The following is an 11,458-nucleotide window of genomic DNA, read 5'->3' as shown; positions in this document are numbered from 1 at the left end:
TCCCTAACCCTCCCCCCCAAGGGGGGAGGGAACAAGAGTCGGGCCTCGCAAAGCCCCGACCCGACCCACAAGATTCCCCCCGAGGGCCGTCCGTGAACGCCGTCATCCGCCTCGCCCTCCGCTACCGCGGCCTCGTGCTGCTGCTCGCGGTCGTCGCCCTCGGGTACGGCACCCTCCTCGCCACCCGGCTGCCCGTCGACGTGTTCCCGGACCTCGACCGGCCCCGCGTCGTCCTCCTCACCGAAGCCCCCGGCCTCTCGCCGGAAGAAGTTGAGAGCCTCGTCGCGCAGCCGATCGACACGGCCCTCCTCGGCGCGCCGGGCGTGGAGGCCGTCCGCAGCCAGTCGAGCCAGGGGTTCGCCGTCACCTACGTCGAGTTCGGCTGGGAGACGGACGTGCGGCACGCGCGGCAGGTCGTGCAGGAGCGGCTCGCCGCCGTCGCCGGGACGCTGCCGCCGAACATCCGCCCGCTGATGACGCCGCCGAGTTCGATCATGGGCCAGGTCATGCACGTCGGCCTGCACCGGCAGGCCGGGCCGCGGGGCGGCACGCTCGCCCCGGTCGGCCGCACCGGTTGGATGGCCGAGCGCGCCGCGGGGGCGAAGTCCCTCGCCGTCTGGAAGGTGAAGGACCGCCGCGACCCGCAGACGTGGGAACGAGTCCCCGTCGCGAGCCTGGCGTGGCCCGCCGACAACAAGGCGACGTTCGAGGCCGAAGGCCAGCCGCACGCCGTCACCTTCCGCACCGCGGAGGAGCTGCGGATGGACCTCCGCACGACGGCCGACTGGGTCGTCCGCCCGCGGCTGTTGCGGATGCCCGGCGTCGCGGAAGTGATCGTCATGGGCGGGGACAAGAAGCAGTACCAGGTGCTCGTGGACCCGGCGAAGCTGCTCGACCAGGGCGTGACGATCCAGGACGTGGACCGCGCGATCCAGGAGAACAACCTGAACGCCAGCGGCGGGTACACGGAGGAGGGGCACGTCGAGCGGCCGGTGCGGGTCATCGGCCGCCTCGGCCCGGACCCGGCGAAGGTGCTGGACGACTTGAGAATGGTTCCCGTCCGCACGACCGGCGACCGGCCGGTGCTGCTGGGGCAGGTCGCGACGGTGGCGGAAGGCCCGGCCCCGGCCCGCGGGGACGCCGGCGTGGACGGGTTCGACGCCGTCGTCGTGACGGTCGTGAAGCAGCCGCACGCCGACACCCGGCGGCTGACCGACGCGGTGAAGCTGGCCCTCGCGGACATGGAGGCCGGGCTGCCCGCCGACCACCGGTTCAACACCGACCTCTTCCAACTGAAGGCGTTCATCGACCGCGCCGTCTACTACGTCGGCGAGGCGCTCGCCCTCGGCGCGGTGCTGGTCGTGATCGTCCTGTTCCTGTTCCTGCTGAACGTGCGGACGACGTTCATCACGCTGACCGCCATCCCGCTCTCGCTGGCCGTCACGGTGCTGGTGTTCCGCGCCGTCGGGTGGTTGACCGGCACGCACCTGTCGATCAACGTCATGACCCTCGGCGGGATCGCCGTCGCGATGGGCGAACTCGTCGATGACGCGATCGTGGACGTGGAGAACATCTACCGCCGCCTCCGAGAGAACGCGGCGTCGGCAACGCCGAAGCCGGCGCTCGCGGTCGTGTACGACGCGAGCCGGGAGATCCGCTCGGCCGTCGTGTTCGGCACGGCCGTCGTCGTGCTGGCGTTCCTGCCGCTGTTCGCCCTGTCCGGCATCGAGGGCCGGCTGTTCGTCCCGCTCGGGTTGGCGTACATCGTCTCCATCCTCGCGTCGCTCGTCGTGTCGCTGACCGTGACGCCGGTGCTGTCGTACTACCTGCTCGGCCGGACCGCCGCCGCCACCGGCCACGCCGACGGCCCGCTGCTGCGGCTGCTCAAGTTCCTCGCGTCCTACCTCGTCCGGTTCAGCATGAGGTTCGCCGGCGTGATCCTCTTGCTCACCTGGGTCGTCGTCGCGTACTGCGCCTGGCGGCTGACGACCATCGGGTCCGACTTCCTGCCGAAGTTCGACGAGGGGAGCGTGCAGTTCGACGTGGCCCTGCCGCCGGGGTCGTCGTTGCAGGCGTCCCGCGAGGCGGCGGCCGTCATGGACGAGAAGCTGCGGGCGATCCAGAAGTCGCCGGCGAACCCGGACGGCGAGGTGCTGCACTTCGTCCGGCGGACCGGGCGGGCGGAACTGGACGAGCACGTCGAGCCGGTCGGCCGGTCCGAGTACATCCTGACGATGAACCCCGCACACGTCGGCCGGCGGGCCGAGTTCCTGGAGCGGATGACGGCCGAAATGAAGACCGACCTGCCCGGCGCGAGCGTCGAGGCCGAGCAGCCGCTCGACCACCTCATCAGTCACATGCTGTCCGGCGTGAAGTCGAACATCGCGATCAAGATCGTCGGCGACGACCTCGACCGGCTGCAAGCCCTCGCCCGTCAGGTGAAGGCCGCCATTGCGGACATCCCCGGCCTGACGGAGCCGGTGATCGAGCCGCAGGAAATCGTGGACGAGCTGCACGTCGTCCTCCGGGCCGACGACCTCGCGTATTACGGCCTGAGCCGGCAGTACGTGGCGAAGTTCGTCGAGACGGCGATGAAGGGCGAGGTCATCTCGCAGGTCATCGACGGCCAACGGCGGTTCGACCTGGTGGTGAAGTTGAACGCCCAGTACCGGACCGACTACCCGAAGCTCGGCGAGCTGCGGATCGACCGGCCGGACGGCAAGGGGCAGGTGCGGCTGAAGGACGTGGCCGACATCCCGGACGGGGCGGGCGGGCCGAACCAGGTGAGCCGGGAGAACGTCCGCCGCCGGGCGGTGATCCGGGTCAACGCGCAGGGCCGCGACCTCGGGAGCGTGGCCGCGGACATCGAGCGGCGGGTGAAGGCCCGCGTGCCGATGCCGGAGGGGTACTTCGTCGAGTACGGCGGCCAGTTCGAGGCCCAGCGGTCGGCGGCCGTGCTGATCGCCGTCCTCGCCGCCGTCTCCGCCGTCGGCGTGTTCGCCGTGCTGTACCTGCTCTACCCGTCCGTGCGGGTCAGCCTGCAAATCCTGAACGCCGTGCCGACCGCGTTCGTCGGCGGCGTGATCGCGCTGGTCGTCACGCACCAGACGCTGACGGTCGCCAGCATGGTCGGGTTCGTGTCCCTCGGCGGCATCGCCGTGCGGAACGGCATCCTCCTCGTCACACACTACTTCCACCTCATGAAGGAGGAGGGGGAAGCGTTCACGCAGGAGACGGTGCTCCGCGGCAGCCTGGAGCGGCTCGCCCCGGTGCTAATGACGGCGCTGACGGCCGGGATCGCGCTCGTGCCGCTCGTCATCGGCGGGCAGAAGCCGGGGCTGGAGATTCTCTACCCGGTTTCGACGGTCATCCTCGGCGGGCTGGTGACGAGCACGTTCTGCGAGTTCCTGATCCACCCCGGCCTGTTCTGGAAGTTCAGTGGCAAGGACGCGGAGCGGTTGGCCCGCGAACCGTAGGGCGGGTCAAGGCTTTGCGCCGACCCGCCGACGCGGTCTCCGAGGCTGGGGGTGTCTCCGAGGTGGTTGCGGACCCCCGGCGGATTATGTAGGGCGGGTCAAGGCTTTGCGCCGACCCGCCGACGCGGTCCCAGCCGGTTCGGCGGCTCTGCAACGCGGTTGCGGCCCCCGGCGGGTCGGCGCAAAGCCTTGACCCGCCCTACAAGAGCGCCGCGGCCCGGACGCGGCGCGATTGGCCTGCGAATAATGTTTCACCCTGTTTAGGAGACGACGAATGAAGACGAAGATACTGGCCCTCGGCGTGCTCGCCGCGGCCCTCGCGGCCGGGTGCGAGAAGTCCTCCGCCCCGCCGAAGGCCGAGAAGCCGAAGGCGAAGGCCGGCGACCACGCCGACGACGGCGACCACGGCCCCGGCCCGCACGACGGGCTGATCGTCGAGTTCGGCAAGTACCACGCCGAGTTCGTCGTGGACCACCCCAAGAAGACGGCGACCGTCTACGTCCTCGACGAGGACGCGAAGACGCCCGTGCCGATCGCGGCGGAGAAGCTGCTGCTCAGCGTCAAGGCCCCGAAGTTCCAGGTCGAGTTGAAGGCCGACCCGGACGCCGGCGACCCGAAGGGGAAGGCGTCGCGGTTCGTCGCGGCCCACGACAACTTCGCGAAGGAGCAGGCGCTCGCCGGGACGATCAGCGGCGAGATCGACGGCAAGCCGTACCTCGGCGACTTCCAGGAGAAGCCGCACGACGGCCACGCGACGGCCGCCCCGAAGGACGCGCACGGCCGCCCGGTTCAGTCCGCGGACGAGATGCGGGAGGCGGCGATCTACCAGAAGCCCGGCGGCCTCTACACGGACGCCGACATCAAGGCGAACGGCAACACGACCGTGTCGGCGAAGTTCAAGGACCTGAAGGTGTCGCACGACCTGAAGCCGAAGCCGGGCGACAGGCTCTGCCCGGTGACGCTGACGAAGGCGAACCCGGACCTGAAGTGGGTGATCGGCGGGAAGACGTACACGTTCTGCTGCCCGCCGTGCGTGGAGGAGTACGTGGAACTGGCGAAGGCGAAGCCCGGCGAGATCAAGCCGCCGGAGGCGTTCGTGAAGAAGTAAGGTCCAGCCCGTCGCGGGGCGGCCGGCCGCCCCGCGAAACCTTCGCGGTTCCCTCACCCGCTCTTTCCGCCGCGCACACACTTCGCAAAAATGAGCCTCCGGGCGGTGAATCTTGGGTGAAATCCCGCCCTCCCTCCTGCGCGCGTCCCGGCGGAAACATACTGCTGTCCGGGTCGTCCCACCATTTTTTTCACTCGCGGTGTCGCCAATGACCTCGACCTTCAGCCGGCGGAACTTCCTCGGCGGCGTGACCGGGCTGCTCTCGATCTCCGGGGCGCACGTCCTCGGCCAGGACAAGCCCGCGGCCGTGCCGGACGACGCGCCGGGGTTCAACCCGGACACGCTGTTCCTGACGTGGCAGCGGGACCCGACGACGACGATCACGATCCAGTGGATCGGCCGGGCGAAGGACGTGGACGAGCCGGTCATCCGCTACCGCGAGCGGAGCAAGGCCGACTGGACGACCGGGCCGGTGGCGAAGGCGAAGCCGTTCCCGGTCGTGGAACTGCCGCTGAAGCCGGACCCCAAGGACGCCGCGGCCGCCCCGAAGGCGGACGCGAAGGCCCCGGCCGTCGTCCCCGGCCCGACCGGGCCGACCGACTTCTCCGTGTTCCGCGCCGAACTCGTCGGCCTGACGCCGGGGACGGAGTACGAGTTCGTCATCGGCACGCGGTCGAAGGCGTACCGGTTCCGCACCATGCCGGCGAAGGCGACGAAGGCGTTCCACTTCATCAGCGGCGGCGACGTGGGCGTCAACCAGCACGCCGTCGCGAACAACCGGATCGCCGCCCTGCAGGACCCGATGTTCGTCCTCGTCGGCGGCGACCTGGGGTACGACAACGGCATCAACGGCAACGTCGCGGTCCAGTTCATCCGCAACTACGCGACGACGATGACCGACAGCCAGGGCCGGCTCATCCCGATGGTCGCGATGCTCGGCAACCACGAGGTCCGCGGCAGCTACAACAAGACGCTCAAGGAGGCGACGTTCTTCACCCCGCTGTTCGACGGCCTGTTCGCCGAGACGAGCTACGCAACCCTCGACTTCGGCGACTACCTGAGCCTCGTGCTGACGGACACCGGGCACTGCGCGAAGATCGGCGGCGAGCAAACGGAGTGGCTGGACAAGACGCTGGCCGACCGGGCCGGGCGGCCGCACCTGATCGTGGCCGGGCACGTCCCGTGCTACCCGTCGTACCGCGCCCCACAGGCGGCCGCGGCCGGGAAGTTCGGGACCGGCGAGGAGCAGCGGACGCACTGGGTCCCGCTGTTCGAGAAGCACCAGGTGGATGTCGTGCTGGAGCACCACGACCACACGTTCAAGCGGACGCACCCGCTGACCGGCGGGACCGTGGACGCCGCGACCGGGATCGTGTACCTCGGCGACGGGTCGTGGGGCAAGCTCCGCATCCCGAAGGAGCCGGAGAAGCGGGGCTACCTGGCGGACGTGGCCCCGGAGTACCACCTGACGCTGCACCGGCTGGAGGGGGAGCAGCGGTTCCACCTGGCGCTCGGCGAGACGGGCAAGGTGCTCGACGTGTCGCGGACGGCGAAGAAGCCGCGGCGGCGGACGCCGGGCCTGACGACGCGATAGCAGTTCCTCGTTCGCAGGAATCAGTTTTCACCCCGAAGGGGTGGGAGCGCTCAGCCCAGGGCAACGCCCTGGGCGCGGGCGTCCGGCGTGTCTGCGACCGCCTTCCTTCTCGCAGGCTTTCAGCCTGCGGGGCGGTTGCGGCCCCCACCCAGGGCGGCGGGCCTGCGGCCCTTGCCCTGGGCTAACATCTCCCACCCCTTCGGGGTGAAAACCATTCGTTACAACCCCACACTTCCAACATTCCCCGCCCCCCGGCGTAGGCCCGGTGAACGCCGCGTGAAGGTCGGCGGAAGATCGGCCGAACCGCGAGAAACCGCGCTGCCGCCGTGCGGCTTATTCCGTGTGCTAACCGCGGGATCGACCTCTCCGATCCGCCTCACGGGCCGCCGGGACGATGCTCCGACAGCTACAGTTCGCCGTGGCCGCATGGCGAGAGGACGACCGCTCGGACACGGAGCTGCTGCGGCTCTTCGTGGACCACCGGGACGAGCGCGCGTTCAGCACCCTCGTCGGCCGGTACGGCGGCCTCGTCTGGGGCGTCTGCCGCCGCGGCCTCGGCAACACGACCGACGCCGAGGACGCCTTCCAGGCCGCGTTCCTCAAGCTCGCCCGCGACGCGCACCGCATCCTCAACCGCCACACCCTGGCCGCGTGGCTGTACCGGGTCGCCCGGTGCAGCGCCATCGACCTCCGCCGCAAGCGGGACCGCCACCACCAGCGCCACGAGCCGCTCGCGGCCGACGTGATCGACGCGCACGACGCCCAGCACAAGGACGCGCTGTTGCTCGACGACGAGCTGGCGAACCTGCCGGACCGGGACCGGGCGGTGCTCGTGCTGTGCCTCGTCGAGGGCCGGTCGTACCAGAAGGCGGCGACGGAACTCGGGTGCTCGACCGCGGCCGTCCACCGGCGGCTGGAGAAGGCAAAACTCAAGCTCCGCGACCGGCTCCTGGAGCACGCCCCGGCCCTCGGGGTGACGGCGGCCCTGGCCGCGCTCGGCGGCCGGCTGACGGCCGTGCCGCCCGGCGTGCTGGCCGGGACGACCGACGCCGGCCTCGCGACCACCCCCGTCGTGCCGTTGCCGTTCGAGTCGCTGGCCGCAATCCTGATGGCCCGGCCGCTCGTGTGGCTCGGCGGGGCCGGCGTCGCGCTCGTGCTCGCGCTGTCCACCGTCGCCGTCGAACCCACGCCGGAGCCTTCCCCGGCCGCCGCCCCGCCGGCCGTCGCCCACGTCAAGACAACGCCACTGATCGGCACGGTCCGCGACGCGGACGGCGACCCGGTCCCCGGCGCGACCGTCACGGCGCTGGCCCGCGACCCCTACGAACCCGGCGGCCGCGGGCTGCGGGACACGCCGGTCGCCGCGGCCACGACCGACCCGCACGGCCGGTTCCGGCTGAACGTCCCCGAGTTCCCGTCCTGGTTCGCCGAGCGGGCCGTCACGGTCCACGCCACCGCCCCCGGCCGCGCCCCCGCGACGACGACGGCGCGGGTCAAGCCCGGCGCGGCGCTCGACGTTCGCATGGGGGAAAGTCTGCCGCTCCGCGCCCGGCTGCTCGACGCGGACGGCAACCCCGCCGCTGGCGTGACGGCCCGCGTCGTGCGAATCGGGGACGCCGCGAACGAGCCGTCGCTCGGCGCGAACGAACCGCCGCTCCCCGGCTGGCCGGGCCTGGTCACGGCCGGCCCGGACGGCGCGATCGTACTCCCCGGCCTCGGCGCGGCGACCGTCGGCGTTCGGGTCGAAGACCCGCGGTTCGCGGTCGAAACCGTCCGCCTCGACGCGGACCGGGACGAGGTTCGGCTCAAGGCCGCGGTCCCGTTCGTCGTGACCGTTCGCGCCGCGGACACCGGCCGGTCGCTGCCGCACGCCCGCGTCACGGTCGTGACGAGCCGGCCGCGGACGCACGCGCACTTCTGCGACACGGAGCAAGGGCTGGCGGCCGTCCGGCGGAACCGCGGCGGGGAGTTCGACGCCGTCGCGGACGCCGACGGCACGCTGCGGCTGCCGCTGGCCCGCGGCGAGGCGGCGGAGTTGCTGGTGCATCCGCCGGACGCCTCCGCCCCGTTCGTCGGCGTGCGGGAGACCGTGCTGCCGTGCGACCCGACGGGCGAGAGCCTGGGCGTGAAGCTGCCGCGGGGCGCGTGGGTCGTCGGCACGGTGCGGGACGAGGCCGGCCCGGTGGCCGGCGCGATCGTCCACTGGGGCCGCGTGCGGTCCGACCGGCCGGAGTGGAAGGACGACCTGCTCGCCGGCCGCGACGCGCTCGTCCGCACCGCGGCGGACGGCTCGTTCCGCCTGCCCGTGCCGGCGGAACCCTGCACCGTGCGGGTGTACGGCCCGTCGCAGGACTTCGCCCCGGTCCCGCTCGACCTGCCGGCCACCGACCGCACGCTGTACGCGCACGCCGTCGTGCCCGTGGACGCGGCCCGCCCGGTCCCGCCGCTCGACGTGCGGTTGGAGAAGGTGAACGCCGTCGTCGGCGCGGTCTGCGGGAACAGGCCGGGCACGGTCGTCCTCGCCGCCGGCCGCGTGTCGCCGGTCCGGGGCTACTCGTGCCTGCCGCTGCCGGTCGCCGGCGACCGGTACGCGCTGCCCGGCGTGGCGACAGGTTCCGCTGCGCGGGCGTACTTCCTGAACCCGGTCGCGAAGCTCGGCGCGGTCGCCGACATCACCGGGGCGGCCGGCCCGACCGTTCACCTGAAGCCGTGCGGCACGGCCGTACTCGAAGTCACCGACGCGGCCGGCAAGCCGCTCGCCGAGCACACGGTTTCCGCCGCCCTGCTCGTCCGCCGCGACGCCAAGAAGTCGTTTCATGACCGGGGCGGCCCTGGGACCGCGGGCGTCCCGCCCGCCCACCTACAAGGTATCGGGGACCTCTCTGCAGCGGCGGGGAGCGAAGCGGGCGGGACGCCCGCGGTCCCAGGCATTGAAGCCACTTCCAGGATGGGCACGCCGGCCGTCGAGGAGCCGCAGCCGCTCGACTGGTTCGATGCGGTGAACCACGCGGCGCGGCCCGTCACCGACGCGGCCGGCCGCGCGGAGTTGGCCGCGCTGATCCCGGACGCCGAGTACGCCGTGACCGTCAGCGGGCCGCGCGGCACGGCGACGGCCCGGTTCCGCGCGACCTCCGGCGAACCGACCAAATTCGTTCTCACCGTCCGACCCGCCGAGGGCTCCCGATGAAGCGTCTTCCGTTGTTGCTCGGCGCCGTCGCGGTCGCGGGGTTCGTCGCCGTCGGCCACGCCGACAAGAAGGCCGACGCGGCGAAAGCCACCATCGCGTTCCAGGACGGCTTCGACGGGTACGCCGGCACGGTGGACACGGAAATCTGGGCCGTCGCCCCGAACACGATCCTGGACGGCAACATCAACGCCTCGTCGGACGCGAACAACGACGGCGGCGAGAGCCAGGTGCTGATGCGGTTCGACGACCTCGTCGGCGCGAACTCGAAGCAAATCCCGGCGAACGCGACCGTGCATTCCGCGAAGCTGGTCGTCAGCGCGTTCGACGAGGGAAACACCGTCCACCTGCACCGGATGCTCGTGCCGTGGAAGGCGTCGGTGTCGTGGAACAGTCTGGTCGGCGGCGTCACGGCCGACGGGTTGGAGGCGGCCAAGAAGGTCGAGAGCCTGACGTTCGGCAAGATCAGCGCGAGTTCGTCGGCGATCTCGTTCGAGGTCACGGACACCGTCCAGGCGTGGGTCAACGGCGAGGCCAACCACGGCTGGGTGTTCCTGAACACCGGCGGCAACGGCTGGGACTTCTACACCAGCGAGTTCGACGATCAGAAACAGCGGCCGAAGCTCGTGGTCGAGTTTTCCGCCCCGAAATCCAAGTAACCCGAATCGAGGAGACGACGATGCCGACCCCCGGAACCTGGGCCGCCGACCCCGCGCACTTCCGCCGCCCGACCCGCCGCGACGTCATCGCCGCCGGGTGGCTCGGCGGCCTCGGCCTCACGCTCGGCCAGTTCCTGTCGCTCGAAGCGCGGGCGGCGGAACCCGGCGCGAAGAAGCCGGCCGCGAAGGCGAAGTCGGTGATCCACATCTACCTGCAGGGCGGGTTCGCCCACATGGACAGCTTCGACCCGAAGCCGGACGCCCCGGCCGAGTACCGCGGCATCCTGGCCGCAGTCCAGACGAAGCTGCCCGGCGTGCGGTTCTCCGAGCACATGGCGAAGACGGCGCAGGTCGCGGACAAGCTCACCGTCGTCCGCAGCATGACGCACACGGAGGTGGACCACAGCCGCGGCGAGCACAGCATGTTCACCGGCTACCGGCCCAGCCCGGCGCTGACGTACCCGAGCCTCGGCAGCGTCGTGTCGCACGAGTTCGGCCCGCGGCAGGACATGCCGCCCTACGTCTGCGTGCCGACGCCCGGCAGCCAGTACATGGGCAGCGGGTATCTCTCGAACGCGTGCGGCCCGTTCGCCCTCGGCGCGGACCCCGGCCGGCCCGGCTTCAGCGTCCGCGACTTGAGTTTGCCCGCCGGCGTGGACGAGGCCCGGTTCAACGACCGCCGCGACTGGAAGGCACTGGTGGACGACCACTTCGCCCGGACGGAGAAGGACGACGCCCCGGCGACGATGGACAGCTTCTACCAGCGGGCCTACGGGCTGTTGTCGTCGAAGACGGCCCGCGAGGCGTTCAGCTTGAAGGGGGAAACGGACGCGACGAAGGCGCTGTACGGCATGAACGGGACCGGCCCGCTGGCCTACCGGACGATGGGCGGGGCGCGGTTCCTGATCGCCCGCCGGCTGGTCGAGGCCGGGGCGCGGTTCGTGACCGTCACGTTCGGGACGTGGGACACGCACGCCTACCACTACCGCGGAATCGAGCCGCAGATGCCGGTGCTGGACGCCGGGTTCGCCGGCCTCATTACCGACCTCGACCAACGGGGCCTGTTGAAGGACACGCTGGTGATCGTGAACAGCGAGTTCGGGCGGACGCCGAAGATCAACGCCGGCGGCGGCCGGGACCACTGGCCGCGGGTGTTCAGCATCGTGCTCGCCGGCGGCGGGATCAAGGCCGGCCAAGTCTACGGCGCGTCGGACGCGCTGGCGGCGGAGCCGGCGGCGCAGCCGCTGGGCGTGGAGGACTACGCCCACACGCTGTACCACCTACTCGGCATCGACGGCCGCAAGGACCTGATGTCGCCGGGCAACCGCCCGCAGCCGATCGTGGCGAACGGGACCGTGGTGAAGGGGCTGCTGGCGTAGCCGGCCGCGGTCTTGGCTTTATTCCCTCCCCCCTTGGGGGGGAGGGCTAGGGAGGGGG

Annotated in this window: 6 protein-coding genes; all 6 read left to right on the top strand. The window is 71.5% G+C overall.

The features are described 5' to 3' along the window. The first annotated feature begins 92 nt into the window (after window positions 1–92). The gene (locus AC5JJ2_RS26200; protein ID WP_495861007.1) at window positions 93–3,476 is read left to right on the top strand and encodes an efflux RND transporter permease subunit; all 3,384 of its coding nucleotides are present in this window, start codon (window positions 93–95) and stop codon (window positions 3,474–3,476) included. Between the two features lie 274 nt (window positions 3,477–3,750). Next, window positions 3,751–4,584: a hypothetical protein gene (locus AC5JJ2_RS26195; protein WP_495861006.1), complete on the top strand. Its 834-nt coding sequence runs from the start codon at window positions 3,751–3,753 to the stop codon at window positions 4,582–4,584. 208 nt (window positions 4,585–4,792) lie between these two features. After that, window positions 4,793–6,178 carry a purple acid phosphatase family protein gene (locus AC5JJ2_RS26190; protein ID WP_495861005.1) on the top strand — a complete coding sequence of 462 codons (1,386 nt, stop codon included), beginning with the start codon at window positions 4,793–4,795 and terminating at the stop codon, window positions 6,176–6,178. Between the two features lie 394 nt (window positions 6,179–6,572). Further along, window positions 6,573–9,365: a sigma-70 family RNA polymerase sigma factor gene (locus tag AC5JJ2_RS26185; protein ID WP_495861004.1), complete on the top strand. Its 2,793-nt coding sequence runs from the start codon at window positions 6,573–6,575 to the stop codon at window positions 9,363–9,365. Continuing rightward, the gene (locus AC5JJ2_RS26180; protein WP_495861003.1) at window positions 9,362–10,021 is read left to right on the top strand and encodes a DNRLRE domain-containing protein; all 660 of its coding nucleotides are present in this window, start codon (window positions 9,362–9,364) and stop codon (window positions 10,019–10,021) included. The genes AC5JJ2_RS26185 and AC5JJ2_RS26180 overlap by 4 nt, the downstream gene beginning before the upstream one ends. A gap of 20 nt (window positions 10,022–10,041) precedes the next feature. Continuing rightward, a complete protein-coding gene (locus AC5JJ2_RS26175) occupies window positions 10,042–11,400 on the top strand; it encodes a DUF1501 domain-containing protein (protein WP_495861002.1) in 1,359 nt (452 codons plus the stop codon). The last annotated feature ends 58 nt before the right edge of the window (window positions 11,401–11,458 follow it).

It is taken from the genome of Limnoglobus sp. (genome assembly GCF_059499385.1).
The sequence above is the reverse complement of the archived record's forward strand: the minus strand, read 5'-3'. Positions and strand labels throughout refer to the sequence as shown.

Bases quoted from the DNA above. Each gene is read 5' to 3' on its own strand.
- AC5JJ2_RS26190 (WP_495861005.1), top strand. From the start codon at position 4,793: ATGACCTCGACCTTCAGCCGGCGGAACTTCCTCGGCGGCGTGACCGGG.
- AC5JJ2_RS26180 (WP_495861003.1), top strand. From the start codon at position 9,362: ATGAAGCGTCTTCCGTTGTTGCTCGGCGCCGTCGCGGTCGCGGGGTTC.
- AC5JJ2_RS26195 (WP_495861006.1), top strand. From the start codon at position 3,751: ATGAAGACGAAGATACTGGCCCTCGGCGTGCTCGCCGCGGCCCTCGCG.
- AC5JJ2_RS26185 (WP_495861004.1), top strand. From the start codon at position 6,573: ATGCTCCGACAGCTACAGTTCGCCGTGGCCGCATGGCGAGAGGACGAC.
- AC5JJ2_RS26175 (WP_495861002.1), top strand. From the start codon at position 10,042: ATGCCGACCCCCGGAACCTGGGCCGCCGACCCCGCGCACTTCCGCCGC.